18 protein-coding genes are annotated in these 16383 nt (G+C 29.3%); 15 read left to right on the top strand and 3 right to left on the bottom strand.

Annotation, left to right across the window (positions count from 1 at the left end; all coding sequences use genetic code 11):
* Positions 1 to 13: 13 nt before the first annotated feature.
* The 5 genes from dnaB to BQ7358_RS03790 all read left to right on the top strand — a co-directional run bounded on the left by dnaB (position 14) and on the right by BQ7358_RS03790 (position 4542).
* Positions 14 to 1375, top strand: coding sequence for a replicative DNA helicase (dnaB, locus tag BQ7358_RS03810; RefSeq protein ID WP_062174494.1), 1362 nt, complete (start codon positions 14 to 16; stop codon positions 1373 to 1375).
* A 71-nt stretch (positions 1376 to 1446) separates the two neighbouring features.
* Complete coding sequence (sppA, locus tag BQ7358_RS03805; protein ID WP_062174492.1) at positions 1447 to 2421, top strand: signal peptide peptidase SppA; 975 nt, start codon at positions 1447 to 1449, stop codon at positions 2419 to 2421.
* Positions 2422 to 2429: 8 nt separating this feature from the next.
* Complete coding sequence (locus BQ7358_RS03800; RefSeq protein WP_083577633.1) at positions 2430 to 3059, top strand: RDD family protein; 630 nt, start codon at positions 2430 to 2432, stop codon at positions 3057 to 3059.
* Between the two features lie 189 nt (positions 3060 to 3248).
* The gene (locus tag BQ7358_RS03795) at positions 3249 to 3815 is read left to right on the top strand and encodes a 5-formyltetrahydrofolate cyclo-ligase (protein WP_072520230.1); all 567 of its coding nucleotides are present in this window, start codon (positions 3249 to 3251) and stop codon (positions 3813 to 3815) included.
* A complete protein-coding gene (locus BQ7358_RS03790) occupies positions 3793 to 4542 on the top strand; it encodes a class I SAM-dependent methyltransferase (protein WP_072520229.1) in 750 nt (249 codons plus the stop codon). The genes BQ7358_RS03795 and BQ7358_RS03790 overlap by 23 nt, the downstream gene beginning before the upstream one ends.
* Before the next feature lie 115 nt (positions 4543 to 4657).
* Here BQ7358_RS03790 and BQ7358_RS03785 read toward each other — a convergent pair whose 3' ends face one another.
* From BQ7358_RS03785 to BQ7358_RS03775, 3 genes are all read right to left on the bottom strand, one after another.
* Positions 4658 to 4930, bottom strand: a complete 273-nt coding sequence (locus BQ7358_RS03785; RefSeq protein WP_062174484.1) for a UPF0223 family protein — start codon at positions 4928 to 4930, stop codon at positions 4658 to 4660.
* Between the two features lie 11 nt (positions 4931 to 4941).
* Positions 4942 to 5616, bottom strand: coding sequence for a response regulator transcription factor (locus BQ7358_RS03780; protein ID WP_062174483.1), 675 nt, complete (start codon positions 5614 to 5616; stop codon positions 4942 to 4944).
* Positions 5617 to 5703: 87 nt separating this feature from the next.
* Complete coding sequence (locus tag BQ7358_RS03775) at positions 5704 to 6063, bottom strand: VanZ family protein (RefSeq protein WP_268762345.1); 360 nt, start codon at positions 6061 to 6063, stop codon at positions 5704 to 5706.
* Between the two features lie 482 nt (positions 6064 to 6545).
* Here BQ7358_RS03775 and BQ7358_RS03770 point away from each other — a divergent pair, with 482 nt between their 5' ends.
* The 10 genes from BQ7358_RS03770 to selD all read left to right on the top strand — a co-directional run bounded on the left by BQ7358_RS03770 (position 6546) and on the right by selD (position 16370).
* Positions 6546 to 6863 carry a DUF1904 family protein gene (locus BQ7358_RS03770; RefSeq protein ID WP_062174481.1) on the top strand — a complete coding sequence of 106 codons (318 nt, stop codon included), beginning with the start codon at positions 6546 to 6548 and terminating at the stop codon, positions 6861 to 6863.
* Between the two features lie 187 nt (positions 6864 to 7050).
* Positions 7051 to 7413, top strand: coding sequence for a GntR family transcriptional regulator (locus tag BQ7358_RS03765; RefSeq protein WP_062174479.1), 363 nt, complete (start codon positions 7051 to 7053; stop codon positions 7411 to 7413).
* Positions 7414 to 7426: 13 nt separating this feature from the next.
* Positions 7427 to 7579 carry a hypothetical protein gene (locus tag BQ7358_RS08675; RefSeq protein WP_156439988.1) on the top strand — a complete coding sequence of 51 codons (153 nt, stop codon included), beginning with the start codon at positions 7427 to 7429 and terminating at the stop codon, positions 7577 to 7579.
* Positions 7551 to 8399, top strand: a complete 849-nt coding sequence (locus tag BQ7358_RS03760) for an ATP-binding cassette domain-containing protein (RefSeq protein ID WP_062174477.1) — start codon at positions 7551 to 7553, stop codon at positions 8397 to 8399. Before BQ7358_RS08675 ends, BQ7358_RS03760 begins: the two co-directional genes overlap by 29 nt.
* Before the next feature lie 2 nt (positions 8400 to 8401).
* Entirely contained in the window at positions 8402 to 9802 is a 1401-nt protein-coding gene (locus BQ7358_RS03755; protein ID WP_062174475.1) for an ABC-2 family transporter permease, read from the top strand.
* A 554-nt stretch (positions 9803 to 10356) separates the two neighbouring features.
* Complete coding sequence (locus BQ7358_RS03750) at positions 10357 to 11595, top strand: ABC transporter ATP-binding protein (protein WP_062174473.1); 1239 nt, start codon at positions 10357 to 10359, stop codon at positions 11593 to 11595.
* Positions 11595 to 12419 (top strand): ABC transporter permease, encoded by an 825-nt coding sequence (locus BQ7358_RS03745; protein ID WP_062174471.1) that lies wholly within the window; start codon positions 11595 to 11597, stop codon positions 12417 to 12419. The genes BQ7358_RS03750 and BQ7358_RS03745 overlap by 1 nt, the downstream gene beginning before the upstream one ends.
* 39 nt (positions 12420 to 12458) lie before the next feature.
* The gene (locus BQ7358_RS03740; RefSeq protein ID WP_062174469.1) at positions 12459 to 13637 is read left to right on the top strand and encodes a helix-turn-helix transcriptional regulator; all 1179 of its coding nucleotides are present in this window, start codon (positions 12459 to 12461) and stop codon (positions 13635 to 13637) included.
* A 226-nt stretch (positions 13638 to 13863) separates the two neighbouring features.
* A complete protein-coding gene (locus tag BQ7358_RS03735; protein WP_072520227.1) occupies positions 13864 to 15168 on the top strand; it encodes a CAP domain-containing protein in 1305 nt (434 codons plus the stop codon).
* Between the two features lie 173 nt (positions 15169 to 15341).
* Positions 15342 to 16370, top strand: coding sequence for a selenide, water dikinase SelD (gene selD / locus BQ7358_RS03730; protein WP_082729140.1), 1029 nt, complete (start codon positions 15342 to 15344; stop codon positions 16368 to 16370).
* Positions 16371 to 16383 lie beyond the last annotated feature (13 nt).

Below are 16383 nucleotides of genomic sequence, written 5' to 3'. Positions count from 1 at the left end.
ATGAGGTGGTAATATGAAGTATCATATTGATTCGGTCATTTTGGCAGAACAGTCGCTTTTAGGGGCTTTAATGAGAGATCCGGAAAAGTTGGTTGAGGTAAAGGCTGCTGTTGAAGTTGAAGATTTTTATGATGAAAGAAATAAAGACGTTTATAGTGCGATTTTGAGATTAGATGAAGCGGAAATTACACCCGATACTACTACGATATTTGAAGAAATAAACGACAGCGGGGCATTTCGAACATCAAATGCTTCATTATACATAGTGGAATTATATGATGTAACACCAAGTACACGTAATATTATGCACTATGCAACTTTGGTAAAACGCTATTCAATTTATCGTGAAATACGTGGAGCTCTTCTTAGCAGTACGGAGGAGATGAATGCGGGGAATGCTGATATTGATTCGTTGACAGCGACACTTTTCGATCAAGTTGAACGAGCTATGGAGCGTGCCAAACAATCACACTTTAAAAACATGAAAGATGTTACCGATGAAGTTTTTAAAGAAATATTGGCTAGAATGTCAGGTGAAGGGCAAAACGTTGCAATGCCAACCGGATTCAGTTCTTTGGATCAGTTGGTAGGACTGGGGAAAGGAGATTTGTTTATTTTAGCGGCAAGACCCTCAATGGGTAAAACAGCTTTTGCTTTGAATATCGCTTTAAATATTGCGGGTAAAAATCATAAGACTGAAGATGAGAAAAAAACGGTAGCACTTTTTTCTCTGGAGATGGGAGCGGATCAGCTGGTATCTCGTATGATTTGCAGTGAAGGAATGTTGGATTCTGAAAAAATTAAAAAAGGAACACTTGATAATGATGATTTATTTAAGTTAGAAACTGCGGTTCATTTTTTAAATCAGAAAAATATTTTCATTGAAGACAGTGCATTTATTAAGGTTAATGAAGTTAAAGCAAAATGTAAATTGTTAAAAAGTGAGCATGGATTGGATTTGGTCGTTATTGATTATCTTCAACTTCTACAAGGAAGCAAAAGAACGGATAATCGTCAGCAGGAAGTATCAGAAATATCACGAAGTTTAAAACAAATGGCAAGGGAATTGGACTGCCCTGTCATTGCACTTTCTCAACTTTCACGTGGTGTGGAATCACGTCAGGATAAACGCCCGATGATGAGTGATTTAAGGGAGTCGGGAAGTATTGAGCAAGATGCTGATATAGTATCATTTTTATATCGTGGAGATTATTACCGCAATGCTGATACAGATGAAAGTGAAATACAAGAACAAAACGATGTATCAACTGTTGAGGTAATTGTTGCAAAAAATAGAAATGGGCAAACCGGAACTGCCGAACTTGCTTTTATGAAACGATATAATAAATTTGTTTCAAAAAGTTATGGAGAATAAAAGGTAAGTAGGGAAAGAGCTTAAAATTTATATTGTTCTCACTTTAAAAATAAAAGTAAAGGGGAAAAGTAGTGAATAAAAAAAATAAAAGAATAATTTCGCTTGTTGTGGTAGTGGTATTAATATTTTTATCATTAGCAAAAGGAACGCTATCACAACAGAACGGTAATACAAAAAAAGAAGAAACAATCAGTGAGTATTTATGGTCATTTTTGGCAAATCAATCGACAACAAAATTAACATTAAAATCTGGAGATGATAACCAAATAATCCAAAAAATCTCTATTGAGGGAGAAATAACTTCGGAGATGACAAATGAATATTCAAAAAGTTCAGTTTTGAACCAGATAAAAACTGCAAAAAATAATTCAGATGTTAAAGCCATATTGTTATCTGTAAATACCCCAGGTGGTGGAGTATATGAAACTGCAGAATTATATAAAGCATTAAAAGAAAGTGGCAAAGATGTTTATGTTGTTATGAAAAAACAAGCAACCTCAGGTGGATATTATGTATCTATGGCAGCAAAAAAAATATTTGCCAATAATGAAACGACAACAGGTTCTATCGGAGTTATTATGAGTTATATCTCAGCTCAAAAGTACCTTAATGATAAAGGTATTAAACAAGAAACTATTCGCTCAGGAGAACAAAAAGCAATCGGCGGTGTTGCTGAAGATTTACCGGAATCAACAAGAAAAATTTTGCAAGAGCAAAATAAAGAATCATTTGATCGCTTTGTAAAAGTTATAGCCGAGGGAAGAAATATGAGTGAAGATGATGTTAGAAAATTAGCAGACGGCAGAACTTATAGCGGAACCCAAGCGGTAACGAATAAATTGGTTGATAAAATTGGTACGGAAGATGACATGATTAATTACATCAAAGAGGAGAAAAAGTTATCAAATCCAAGCGTTATTGAAATTCGCAGCGAACGTGCTTCAAGTAATTTTTTAACACGTTTTATTAGAGCAACTACACGTGCTTTTGTTTCAGAGTTAAATAGCGAAAGCTCAACAAGAATAGAAAAAAATTATCTAGGTTAGGTGATAACATGGAAAATAAACAACAAAACTTGGATAGAGAAAATTTCATAACTGAAAATGATAAAGAAGAGCTAAAAACGGAAAATATGACGGAAGAAACCAAAATAACAAAAGAAAATATAGAAGATTTTATCTTGCCGACAACATTAGAAGATTATAGAGAAATATCAAAACATTTTTATGCAGGTTTTTGGATAAGATTAATCGCTTATATAATTGATATAGCTGTTACTTATGCAATAACAGGACTTTTCAATACATTAACTTTCAATAAGTTAAATATCACGATGAACATACCGTTACTTGGAGAAAGTTCGCTAACTTATATCTTTGTTATGCTTTTCTATTTTGTGATTATGACTTATTCAATAAATCAAACACTTGGAAAAATAATAATGGGATTAAAAGTAGCGGCAATTTCTCCAAAAAAATTAACATTAATTGATGTTTTATACAGAGAAATTGTTGGAAGATTACTAAATATGGCATTGTTCAGTTTACCTTATTTAGTAGTTGCTTTTAATAGTAAAAAAATGGGTTTGCATGATTATATTGCAGATACTGTTGTAATAAAAGAAGATTTTATGAAATTAAGAACTCATATGAATAAAAAAATAGAACAGTTGAATATTAGATAAAAATGATTGCCTTAAAATTAAAAAGGGTATATTTAATTTATATGAGGTAGTTTATTTGTAAAAATTCGCTTTGTAAGATCTTTTATATCTAGTAGACCTTGCAGGGTGACTTATTAAAATCTCATTTTTAGAAATCATGATTTTTTAAGTCCCCTTTTTTTAGGGCAAATAATAGTGAGGTGGTAGTTAGTGAAGGAAAAGACTAGAAAAAAATTTATTTCTGAACGTGATAATCTTGCCGAAAGTTATAGAAAATTGGCAAGTGAAAAAATATTTAAACAAATAGAGAAATTAAAAGAATTTAAAAACTTAAATAAAATATTTATCTATGTTTCTTTTGGAAGTGAAGTTGCAACTGAACAATTTATAAAGAAATATCTTAATGAAAAAAAAATATTTGTGCCAAAAATTTCAGGCGAAGAAATGCTGATTATCCCCTTACATAAATGGGAGGAACTTAGAAAAAAAGGGGCATTCGGTATATTAGAACCGACTAATACGGATAATTATATGGGAGAAATGGATATTGCTATTGTTCCTAGTGTTGTATATGATAAAAAAGGTTATCGTATAGGGTATGGAAAAGGTTATTATGATAAATATCTATCGAAAACAGCACCTAAACTTATGATTGGTGTTTCTTATGAAAAAATATTACAGGAAAATCTTCCGATAGAATCTCATGATATTGCGGTTGATTTTGTTATTACTGAAAAAAAGGTTAGGGTAATAAATGAAAATTACTACAAGCGTTAGAACTAATGACAAATTAATAGAAAGAGCAAAAGAAATTGCGCATCAAAAAAAGTTTGATTACATTGAAAGAAAAAAACAAACTGTAAAGGATATTTTAAGAAAATATAAGGAAGTAGTTGTCGTTTATAAGGATAAATTAGTATATTATAATGAAGAAAATGAATTCTTTTTCCATCCGGATACGGCTTTTCTTAGAATTAAAAATAACGACAATGAACCGTTAATTGAAATAATCAATGCAGAAAATCAGAGAGTACTTGATGCGACAATGGGATTAGCAAGTGATAGTATTGTAATCAGCTATTATGGTCATAAAGTAGTGGCTGTTGAAAAAAGTGAAATTATCCATTTAATTGTAAGTAAAGGTTTAAAAAATTATATTTCTGATAATAAAATGTTAATAAAAGCATTAAGGAATATTGAAACAATTTTGTCCGATAACCTTGAATATTTAAAGAATTGTACTGATAATAGTTTTGATGTGGTTTATTTTGACCCGATGTTTATAAATTCAATTATGGAATCCAATAATCTACAAGGGATAGAAAAAATAGCAAGTAGGGATAGTTTGAGTGAAGAGTTGCTAGTAGAAGCGAAAAGGGTAGCAAGTAAAAAAATTGTGGTAAAAGCACATTTTCGTGATGATATTTTTGAAAAATTCGGTTTTAAAAGAATTGTGAGAAAAAATTCGAAATTTCACTATGGAGTTATAGAATTAGATAAGTAAATTTCTAAAATACAAATAAAAATAGGAGCGACTTAAAAATCGTGAGTTCATTAGAAACAAACTTTGTTTAGTCGCACCCTCTATATATTTTAAAACAAAATTATATTGATAACACTTATGATTTTATCAATATAATTTTGTTTTCGTTTTTCATCGCTTTTGTAGTAAGATACCCGTCAAAACTGGTTATATTTTTGAAATCTTTATATAAATTATTTTCTTCAGATTTAGCTTTTACAATTTGCTTGAATGCCTTGTAATGTTTTTTATACTCATTAAGTTCGACACCTTTTGTGTAACAAAGTTCAACAATATCAAGAAATTGAATTATAATACCGACTTCTTTCGGGGTATATAATGAGTAATTTATCGGATAATTAAATTCCATAGATACCTCTATTATTCAAAAGTATAACCAACTCCACGAACAGTACGTAAGTTTTTGTCAAAACCAATCTTACGAAGTTCTTTTCTAAGTCCGGAGATATAAACCTCAATAGCGTTAATAGTGGTTTCAGAATCAACTCCCCAAACACGATCAAAAATTTCTTCCTTTTCTAAAACAATATTATTATTAATAACAAAGAAAGAAAGAAGTTCAAGATATTTGCCTTTAATTGTATTTAAAGTAATTTCTTCTGTTTTAACAAGTTCATTTTTTAAATCAAGTGTAAGATTTTTATACGTGATTTTATTTTCTGCTTGGAGATTACTTCCACGTTGCAGAAGGTTAGCCATGGTAGAATTTATTAAAGAAGCTTCACAGTAGCGAGGTAGATATTCTGTAATTCTATGTTTCATCACTCTGGATTTTTCATCTGTAGATTCTGTAACGGAAAGAATAATAGTAGGAATTCTTTCTTCTTTCGTTTCTCTTGAGTAATCTAATATATCAATACCACCTTTTCCGGGTAAAATACTATCAGCAATAATAAAATCGTAAGAATTATTGTCGATTAGAGTGATAGCATCAATTCCGTTATAACATACATCAGCATCAAATTTTTCTGAAATAGCAGTCTTTAATCGTGCTGCTAAAAATTTATCATCTTCTATAATAAGTGCTTTAAGCATTAGAACTCCTCCTTTTTTATTTTTATACTCCTAGATAACTATTTTATAACTTTTGGCTGAAAAATACAACTAAAAAATGAAATATTTTTAACTTTCTTTACGGAAACAAAAGCGAAAAATTAAAATAGCCAGACTAATACCGATAAAAACTCCTAAGCTATCGATAAAAACGTCTTTTATATTTCCATCTCTATCAGCAATAAAAATTTGATGAAATTCATCGCTTATAGCATAAAGAACTGAGAAAGAAAAGCCTGTAAAAGCTATTTTTGAAATATTTATTTTATTTAGATTTTTTGAAAATATGTTGGTAAAATAATTAAATGCTGAAAAACCTAAAATAAAATATTCGCTAAAATGTCCAAGTTTTCTAATAAAGAAGTTATCGGAAATTTTTGAAGATTCATAACCCGCTTGGTGCGAAAATAAAAATATAATAATACAGATTATAATTAAAAAACTTAGAGAAAGGTATTTTTTGTATAAAAATTTAATAAAAATTTCCCCTTTATAATATTATAGTTATCTTTATATCTTTAATAATAACATATTTATAGAAAAAATGATATTAAAATGAGGTGAAAATTTTAAAAAAATAAGAATTGTATAATTTGATATAAAATTTAATAAGAAAGCGTCTTAGTGTAAAATAAATTGTGAATAAATATCGAAAATTTATTTTTTTTGTATAATTAATTGAGAAAGAATTATAAAGAATTTTTTTGTTTAGTTTTATGTTAATATTTATAATGAAATATACCGCAGAAAAAATTAAAATAAATAATTATACAATAAAATATTAAATAGCATGCAGTAGATAATTTAGTAAAAGTAAGACAATTCTAAAATTAGGAGATATTTTCTATCTTTTTTATTTTATACAGATATGATATAATTAAAGAAAACGAATGCAAACGGGAGGTAATTTTATGCCGAGAATAGTAGCAAAAGGGATAAAAAAAGATGATTTAAAAAAAATTAGCGGGGAGTTGTTTGATACAATTTCTAATATTATAGAAAGACCGCGTGAAGCTTTCACATTGGATTTAGTTGAAACTGTAGCAATTAGTGATGGTGAAGAATTAAGTCGTGTTAGAATTGAAATAAGTTGGGTAGCACGCCCGATTGAAGTTTGTGAAAAGGTTGCACAAGCTGTTAATAATCTGATTAAACCATTAAATTATGATAGAGTTATGGTTTCCTTTAATGATATTGATTTAAAAAAAGAATTTGATTTTGTTAAATAAATTTTAAAAGACTTTGGAGTCGTAGAATAATCTACGGCTCTTTTGTGTTATACATTGTATAAAAATAATTTAATTAAAAAATAGAATAAAAAATATATTTTCACTTGAAGTGTATGGCTATTTATGGTACACTAAAAATGAAATAAGTGTATGGCTATTTATGGTACACTATGAAAGGTGGGATTTTATGTTTAGTAATGGTAGCTTTTCTAACAAACCGCTTTATAAGCAAATAGTTGACGAAACAAAAGGGTTAATAGCGAAAGGAATGCTTAAGGAAAATGATAAGATGCCTTCGGTTAGAGAGTTTGCAAAAATAAAAAAAGTCAATATAAGTACCATTCAGAAGGCTTATCAACAGTTGGAAAATGAGAAGATAATTACAACAATAGTAGGGAAAGGAACATTTATAACAAATAATTTTGATAATATAAAACCAAACTATAAGTTAATTGACACATTGATTGAAGATTTAGTAAGAGAAGCAAAAGTTTTAGGGATAACTAAAGAAGAATTACTAAAAAAAATTAGCGATATGTTTGAAGAATAAGGCAGGGGATATTATGGATAAAAATGTAAACTTTAATAATGTTTTAAAAATAATTTTAGTAGAGTGGAAATTATTGGAATTATCAAAAGAAAAACTTTTTGAAAGAGTAGAGCAATTTTACGAAGGGGTGAATAAAAATGAAACTGAAAATAAAAAATTTGAGTAAAAATTTTGGTAAAAAGAAAGTGTTATCCAATATTAGCTTTTCGGTTGAAAATTCTGAAGTTGTTGCTGTTATAGGGAGAAATGGCAGTGGCAAAACTACACTTTTCAAGTTGATTGCGGGTATCTATGATTTGAAAGAAGGAGAGATGTTTATAGATGAAACTGATTTGCAGGATATAAAAAATGAAATAATTTATAGTCCTGACAAATTTAACTATTTTGAAAATGAGAAAATAAAAAATATAATACGCTACTATGAACTTTCATATCCGAAATTTTCTAAAGAATATTTTATAGCGGAGATTGAGAAAAACAAGATAGATTTAAGTACAAAGGTTTCTGAATTATCTAAAGGTCAAAGGGCTATTTTATCTGTTATTTTGAGCTTTTCTTGTAAAACTTGTTTTGTATTGTTAGACGAGCCGTTTGACGGTATAGATGTTTTAAATATTAATTTAATTATTGATTATATCATAGAAGCTCAAGAAAATGGTGTGGGGATTTTGATAAGCAGTCATCAGTTGGCATATGTTGAAAATATCAGTAACAAAATTATTTATTTAGATAATAAAGATTATTTAACGAAAGAGGTTAATCCAACCGATTATATAAAATATCAACTGGTTTATAAAGAAGAAATTCCACAAAGTATACTCCAAAATGAGAACATAGCCGTTATAAGTAATATCGGTAGAGTTTATACAGTTATAACTTATGGCGATAATGATAAGCTAATTAAAGACAGTGGAACTTTACAGTACGATAAGTTACCGGCTACGCTTGAGGATATATTTATATTACGAAATAGGGAGGGAAGATAATTATGTTCAATGATATTTTTAAAATAATTCAAATTTATGTAAAAAAATATTTTATTTTTATTTTAATATTGTTAGCGGGATTTGTTATTGTTTCCGGAATAACCACAGCAAACAGAATGAAAGAGTTAAAAGATGATATTGCCGGTTATGAGTTTGAGAAAAATATCGGTAATAATAAAAGAATAGAGAATAGTAAAATTATTAATGTAGATGAGCAAGAAAAAAACAGTTATAAACTAACAACTGAAAAAATAAAGTATATTGAAAATTTCAATGGAAAATTGTCAAAAAAAGAGCTAACGGAAATGCAGAATAGATTTGCTGTTGACGTTTATTTAGGAAGAATTTCAGAACAAAGTGAAAGGAACTTTTATCGTTCCGGCGATATAAATGTTGTTAAACAAAGAGAGCAATATTTTAAATATTTAAGCCAAGAAGAAAAAAATAATTTAAAAAAATACAATGAACTCAAAGCCAAAAGTTCTAATAATGGCAAGAATACAGGTAAAAATATAGAAATGTTAAAAATTTATCCGGAATATTTTGGGGATAATCCGATAAAAATAAAAATGTTTGTATTGGAAAATTTTGAGAAAAGTAAAACAGAAGTAAAAGAAACTTTGCATAACGAAAATACAAATATAATGTACATTATTTTAATGTTAGTTATTGTGGTTACTATTTTCGGATTTGAGTACCATACTAATTTTGGTAAATTTATAGCAAGTTTACCGTTTAAGAAGGAAAAAATATATTTTGCAAAGTTAATTCTTACGATAATCATTGTAGCGGTAGCGTATTTGTTGGTGGGTATTTCGAATGTTTTAGTAGTGAAAAATAGCGTTATATCGGAATTGTATTCTATTACAAATACCTTTACAGCCCATAGCAAGATCTTTATTTTAGGATTAGGTATAGTTATTTTAGGGGCAATAAGTTCCAGCTTTTGCGGAAGTATTATCAGCATTATAGCTATGTATGTTCCATTACTTACCCTGCATATCTATCCTATAATGATATTTTATATAATTTGGCTGGTTGTAGCAGGTAAAAAGTTAATAATCGAACATATAGTGATAAGTCCAAATTCTGTGCCGATAGCTTATTATGTAACTTATGTAGAATGGAAGTATATATTAATATGGCTCGGGGTAATGTTTATAATTTCTTTATTAATGAGTAAAGTTTACAAAAAACACAATATTGAAAGTGAAGGAAAATTTTTCACAATAAATATAATCGATAAATTACTGTACTTGTACGGAGTATTAGGAATAATAGCAGGAATGTATGCTATATTAGGATTAGCATTCTTTGTTAATAAGTATATAATTACAGTAATATCAGTAGTATTAATTCCGATAATTACATGGAAGTTGATGAATATTAAACTGAGAATATAAGAAATAATCAAAAGAAGAAAATCAATTTATATAATTACTTTGGTTTCGGTTTATTATTACGATTTTTGTGATAAGTAGGCTATAACTTTCTATAATAAAGAATATAATATTTTAAAATCAATGATATTTATGTAAATATTGTTGATTTTACTTTGTAGTAAGTGTTTTCTTAACTTTTTTATAGAAAAAGGGATAACAATCAAATTTTCTTAATTAACAATTATAGGTATTATTTGAAAATTCAAATATAATGTCAGTGTTTTTTTATAAGTTAATTTTAAGAAATTTAATTAAAATATAGATAGAACAATAATATTTATTTTAAGATATATTAAATATCTATGTATTGAGTGTAAAATTAGTATAATTATCTTTGTTAATTGCATGAAATAACGTTTTTGATTTAATAAGAAAAACTTTTAATTAAAAGCAGGAATTACAAGATATTTTCAGTAGAAAAATAAGAAATAATTATTCACATCTTAGTAGAAAAACTTTTTCAAGTATGATATAATATAAAAGAAAATTTATGAGAAAGGAATCTTCTATCAATAATGACAAATTTAGATGAAAATAAAGATGTATTAAACGATAATCTAACAGATAAGGGAAGTAAAACGGAAGGTTACTCAGATTTGTTAGAAAAAATAAGACAGCAGGTTGATAGCGAAAACAATTCAACTGTTCAAGAAAAATCTAATTTCACAAAAGACTTTTTAAGTGAATATAAAAAAGAAGATGTACAGGAAAATAAAGATGTACATAGTGAAACAGTTGTTTTAAATCGTGAAGATTTGCAAAAAGCATTTGAGCAGGAAAATGTTTCAAATGTTCCAAATGTTTCTGTAGAGGTAGGGAAAACTACGGAAAAAAAAGAACAAGGTGAAGTTGTTCTTGAAGTGTTGGGATTAAAAAAACGAATTGGTTTAAAAACCATAGTGGATGATATTACTTTTGAAATGAGAAAAGGTGAAATCATAGGGTTGCTTGGACCTAACGGCAGTGGTAAAACTACTATTATGAGAATGATGGTAGGGTTGACCAAAATTTCTAAGGGTGATGTTTACTGTTTTGAAAAACCTCTCGGTTTAGGGAAAACGAGAATGTTAAAAGAAATAGGTTCTATGATTGAAACACCTGAATTTTATAACTATATGTCAGGTTGGTCAAACTTGAAACAAATAGCAAGAACATGTGGAAAAAAAGTTAGCCGTTCAAGAATAAAAGAATTGGCTGAGTTTGTAGGGCTTAAAGATGTAATTCATAAGAAAGTTAAAACCTATTCTCTAGGAATGCGTCAACGTTTAGGCTTGGCGCAGGCTTTATTGAATGATCCTAAAATTTTAATATTGGATGAACCAGTTAACGGATTAGACCCACAAGGAGTTCAAGATTTCCGTAATAAGTTAAAAGAGATTGCAGCGACAGGGGTTTCAATCTTGATTTCTTCGCATTTATTGGATGAAATTGAAAGAGTTAGTGATAGAATTATCGTTATTGAAAAAGGTCACATTATAGCAGATGATAAATTGGCGAATTTGAAAGCTGATAATATCGTCAAAACGTTTGTTTCGACATATGATAACGAAAAAGCGGAAGCATTAATTGAGGAATTAGGTATTCGTTACAAAAAAGAAAATGCCGGATTTGTCTTTGAAAACTTATCAAGAGAGAATAAGGCTCAACTATTAACATACTTAGTAACGAACAATGTGGAATTGGATACTGTTAAGGTGCTAAGTACATCATTAGAGGATCGTTTCTTGGAAATTACCGGAAAGGAGAATAAATAATGAAATTGTTAATTAATGAATTTGTTAAAGATTATAAAAAGAAAACAACATGGTTGTATATATTATTAGTATTTTTAGTAATTATTGCCTATAATTTTTATTTATATAAAGCAGTAGGTGTTGACAGTTTTAATGCTGTTGGTTCTTTAGCAGGAATTACTGAAATTTCCGCCGGACTTGGCAGTATTTTGGTTTTAATTATGTTTGCCAATAATCTATCACAGGAATATTCAAAAGGAACGGTTAAATTTTTATACACAAAACCTAAGTCACGTTCTGCAATTTTAACTGCAAAAATAGTATTGGCTATTTTAAATTATTTTATTTTTGTTATAGTTGGAACAGTTTTTGAGTATATTATTAAAAACTATGTATTTTTTAAAGGTAAAATGGATTTAGGAAAACTTAATGAAACAATCGCAGAAGGTTATTTCGGACGAACAGTCTTGAATCAACTTATTATTTCTAATTTAGCGGGGCTTGCCGTTATGATATTTTATATATCTATGGTACTTTTGGTTTGCGTAGTATTCAAAACACAGATACTATCTCTTGTCCTTGTGATGTTTGCAGTTTTGGGCGGATCGATTATTCAAGGAATAACAGCACTGGCAGTTCAAAAATGGTCTTGGATAAAATATCATATGTTTGATGTGAATTTGTTCGGCAGTTTCTATAACCGTGAATCAAGTCGTAATCTTGTAAAATCAGTATATAAATTTGATGATGCCAATGCACTGGTGATTATGTTAGTAGCTTATACTGCGATATTTTTGATTATTTCGTATATAATTAACGCGCGTCGCGATATTACAATTGATTAATAATTTTAAAACTTTATAGATAACTAGGAGGTAAATATAGTGAGAAGTTCTTTGCAAAAAATAGAGCGAATTAAGGATATATTGGATTTAAACGGAAAAGTTTTGACTTATAAACACAGTGATGAAGAGATTACTTTGAATCTTGGAGAAGAGCAATTAAGTAGTATTTTCAGCAGATTTATAAAAAGAAATCTTTCAACAATTAAAAATGAATTAAATAATGGGAAACTCGTTAAATGTCAAAGTGGGTTGGGTATCTCTTGTCTGTTTATTCCGAGTGATAATGAAGAAGAATTTTACCTGTTAACTCCATTTTTAGAGTATCTTATTCCGACAAAATTATTCCACGAATCATTGACGAAATATGGTGCCAGTATTAGCGAATTGGTTTGTGATGTTTATTTTTCATTGCCAATCACCCCGAGAAAGAAATTTAATTATCTTGTAGAGCTTCTTATGGGTTCAGAAAATGTGGATTATTTAGATTCTATAGTTTTAATAGAAGACACAAGTGTAAAAAATGTAAGACGCAGTGCAGCTAAGAAAAATAATTATTTGAATAGTATTTTAGAAAGTGAAGTTAAATTTAAAAAGGAAATATTAGAAGCTGTAGTTGATGGTAACATTTCTAGGGTTAATATGTTGTTTGATTTAAGACATAAAATTCATGGTGTTGATGAAGAATCTGTAGAGCAAGGAATTAATGTAAGACGTAGAAAATCATATAATATGAACGACTTATTAAGATATGCTTTAGAACAACATAGCAATGATTATCTTGGAGTTGAGGAGTTATGGGTTAAAATAAAAAATAAACTTGATAACTATGATTTATCAGAAGATGTAATAAGAAGTTATTGCTTGTTGGTTGATAGAGAAAAATATAAAGATAAACAAGCTGTTGTAAGAAATTGTATAGCTTATATTAATGATCGTATTTCCGAAAAAATTAGTTTAGATAATGTTAGTGATTATTTAGGGGTAAATAAAAGTTATCTATCTTCAATTTTTAACAAAGATATGGGAATTAGTATTGTAGATTATATTCATGATAAGCGTGTATCAAATGCTTGTTATTTGCTAGAAAATACAGATTTCTCTATTTCGGAAATTGCGGATTATATAGGTTATTTTGATACAAGTTACTTTATTAGAATTTTTAAAACATTAATGAAAGTAACTCCATTAAAATATAGAGAATCCCTTTCAAAAAAATAAAGTATTCCCTATTTTGGAACTGTTCCCAAAACTTGTCTAAGTTTTGGGGACAGTTCCTTTTGTGGGGAATATTTTTGTAGCTAAAAATAAACTTAAATTATTTCAAAATCGTTACAACATTGAATTTATATTACAAATTAGAAATTTTATTGAATAGACTTTTGTAATAAATTATAATATAGTAGACGGTAAAGTTTAGAAATAAAAATGTAAGGAGTAACGAAAGATGAAGAAGAGTGGTTTAAAAGTAACTAGTAAAGTTATTGCCGGATTAGTTTTATTAACAGGAATTACGGTTATCCCGGCAAATGCGAACGAAGTTCAACCTGCTGCGGTAGACGTGAATGTTAAAGATGTAAAAGTAAGTGTTTATGAAAAAAATGGTCATTATTATGCGAAACTGACAACTACTAAAAATGTAACAAATGTAGTGGTGAGAGTAAGTGTAGATGGTAAATCAGAATTTATAATTAAAAAAGATGCGATTAAAGCTGGAGAAAATGTAGAGTATGAATTAAATATTAATGCTCCTGTTCCTGCTAAGGTGCTACCGAAAACAGCTGTGAAAAGAGAAACAATAAAAACTTCAACAACAGTTAAAGGTCATAAGTTTGATGTTACTGTAACTTATGATGTTGAAGCTAAAGAAGAACCTAAAAAACCTGAAGAACCTAAAAAGCCTGAAGATAAACCAAAACAAGAAACAGGTGAAAATAAAGGTAATGAGAAAAAACCTTCTGAAAAACCTAAAGAAGAAAAAACTCAACAAGCAACAAATTCAGCGGTAAAAGAGAAAACTCCGACTCCGAATAATGTAGTACCGGCGGAAAAACCGGCTTCAGAGGCTACTGTTGCTGTAAATAGAGCGGCAGCCGCACCGAGTGTATTACCATTAAATACTAGTAAACATACTAATTTTAAAACAAGTAGTACAGTTTTGAATACCCAAAAATCAAAACAAACTCAAACAACTAAGGCACAAACAACCAATCCGGCGGTAACAAAAACACAAACAACTACTTCAGTAGCTACCAGCCGTGAAGAACAAATTAGACAGGCGTATATCGCTAAAGTAAATCAATTACGTGCGATGAACGGTCTATCACAATTAAAACAAAATGCTGCTTTAAATATTGGAACTAAACAAAGAGCGACTGATGTATTGTCAAATCCTATTACATCTTCTATTCACGGGGTAAGAGGTTCATTAGAAAAATCGGCAGCTGCAGCGGCAGGATATGCTGATCCGCAACATATTTTATATAATGTAGCGGTAAGTTCTAATTATGGAACGCCGGAACAAGTAGCACAACGCTTATTGGATATTTTATATAAAGAAATCGGAAATGTTGTAACTCAATACCCTTATGGACATAGAAATACGTTACTTGACAAATCGGCAACCGAATTAGGTGTCGGTGTAACAATCGCCGGAGGTAGAGTAGCATTAGTTCAACACCAAGATCATCATGGAGCATTCCAAGGTAAAACTCCGATTCCCGGGGTATATCTTGACGGAAGCAGAAACTAGTATCGTATAGAATGTAATTAAAGAGAATACGCAAAGGTAAGGACTTTACTTTTTGGGTATTCTCTTTTTGTGTTTTAATATTAATCTTCAACAAAACTAAATAATTAAATAACTCTTTTAAAATTGCAAGTATGATAGTATAATAATATATATAGAGGAATGGGGGGTAGTGTATGTCTGAGAAGAAAAAATTAGATATGATAGTATGCGGAGGTTGAAACTCAAAAATAGGGCCGGGGGCTTTATCGAGTATATTAAGTGATCTGCCGAAAAAAGAAGATAAGAATTTAATAGTAGGGTATGAATCATCTGATGATGCTGCCGTTTATAAAATTTCAGATGATAAAGCCATTATTCAAACATTAGACTTTTTTACAACAATGATAAATGATCCGTATTTGTATGGACAAATTGCAGCTACAAATGCTTTAAGTGATGTTTATGCTATGGGTGGAGAAGTAATTTCCGCTTTAAATATTGTTGCATTTCCTGAGAGTATGGATTTAGAAATATTACATCAAATATTAAAAGGTGGTGCTGAAAAAGTTCATGAAGCCGGTGGAGTTTTAGCCGGTGGACATTCTATACATGATGCAACACCTAAGTATGGATTATCAGTTACAGGGGTAGTGCATCCGGATAAAATTTTGCAAAATAATAATTGTAAAGCCGGAGATAAGTTAATAATAACCAAGCCGCTTGGAGTAAGTATTATTAACACGGCATATATGATAAAAGGATGTTCTGATGAGGCATTTGCCCAAAGTGTAAAACAAATGACGACATTAAATAAATACTCGGCAGAGATAATGAGAGATTTCCCTGTAAATAGTTGTACTGATATTACAGGTTTCGGATTTTTGGGACATCTTGTAGAAATGTTGGACGGGAAATATTCAGCAGAAATTATTGCAAAGGATATTCCTTATATTGAAGAAGCATATGATTGTGCTAAAGAATTTATAATTACTTCAGGTGGGCAATTAAACAGAACATATGTGGAGCCTAATGTGGAATATAGAATAAAAGATTTTGCGTTAGAAGAAATAATGTATGATCCGCAAACTTCAGGAGGATTGTTAATAAGTGTACCGGCAAATGTAGTGGATGAACTTTTGGAGCGTTTAAATACACTTGATGTAAAAAGTGCGATAGTAGGAACGGTAATAGAAAAACAAGAAAAAGCAGTTATAGTGAAATAACTATAACATTAAA

The sequence above is a fragment of the Gemella massiliensis genome (assembly GCF_900120125.1).
Classification (GTDB): Bacteria; Bacillota; Bacilli; order Staphylococcales; family Gemellaceae; genus Gemella; species Gemella massiliensis.
The sequence above is the reverse complement of the archived record's forward strand: the minus strand, read 5'-3'. Positions and strand labels throughout refer to the sequence as shown.

Bases quoted from the DNA above. Each gene is read 5' to 3' on its own strand.
- dnaB (WP_062174494.1), top strand. From the start codon at position 14: ATGAAGTATCATATTGATTCGGTCATTTTGGCAGAACAGTCGCTTTTA.
- BQ7358_RS03800 (WP_083577633.1), top strand. From the start codon at position 2,430: ATGGAAAATAAACAACAAAACTTGGATAGAGAAAATTTCATAACTGAA.
- BQ7358_RS03790 (WP_072520229.1), top strand. From the start codon at position 3,793: ATGAAAATTACTACAAGCGTTAGAACTAATGACAAATTAATAGAAAGA.
- BQ7358_RS03785 (WP_062174484.1), bottom strand. From the start codon at position 4,930: ATGGAATTTAATTATCCGATAAATTACTCATTATATACCCCGAAAGAA.
- BQ7358_RS03780 (WP_062174483.1), bottom strand. From the start codon at position 5,616: ATGCTTAAAGCACTTATTATAGAAGATGATAAATTTTTAGCAGCACGA.
- BQ7358_RS03770 (WP_062174481.1), top strand. From the start codon at position 6,546: ATGCCGAGAATAGTAGCAAAAGGGATAAAAAAAGATGATTTAAAAAAA.
- BQ7358_RS03765 (WP_062174479.1), top strand. From the start codon at position 7,051: ATGTTTAGTAATGGTAGCTTTTCTAACAAACCGCTTTATAAGCAAATA.
- BQ7358_RS08675 (WP_156439988.1), top strand. From the start codon at position 7,427: ATGGATAAAAATGTAAACTTTAATAATGTTTTAAAAATAATTTTAGTA.
- BQ7358_RS03760 (WP_062174477.1), top strand. From the start codon at position 7,551: ATGAAACTGAAAATAAAAAATTTGAGTAAAAATTTTGGTAAAAAGAAA.
- BQ7358_RS03755 (WP_062174475.1), top strand. From the start codon at position 8,402: ATGTTCAATGATATTTTTAAAATAATTCAAATTTATGTAAAAAAATAT.
- BQ7358_RS03750 (WP_062174473.1), top strand. From the start codon at position 10,357: ATGACAAATTTAGATGAAAATAAAGATGTATTAAACGATAATCTAACA.
- BQ7358_RS03745 (WP_062174471.1), top strand. From the start codon at position 11,595: ATGAAATTGTTAATTAATGAATTTGTTAAAGATTATAAAAAGAAAACA.
- BQ7358_RS03735 (WP_072520227.1), top strand. From the start codon at position 13,864: ATGAAGAAGAGTGGTTTAAAAGTAACTAGTAAAGTTATTGCCGGATTA.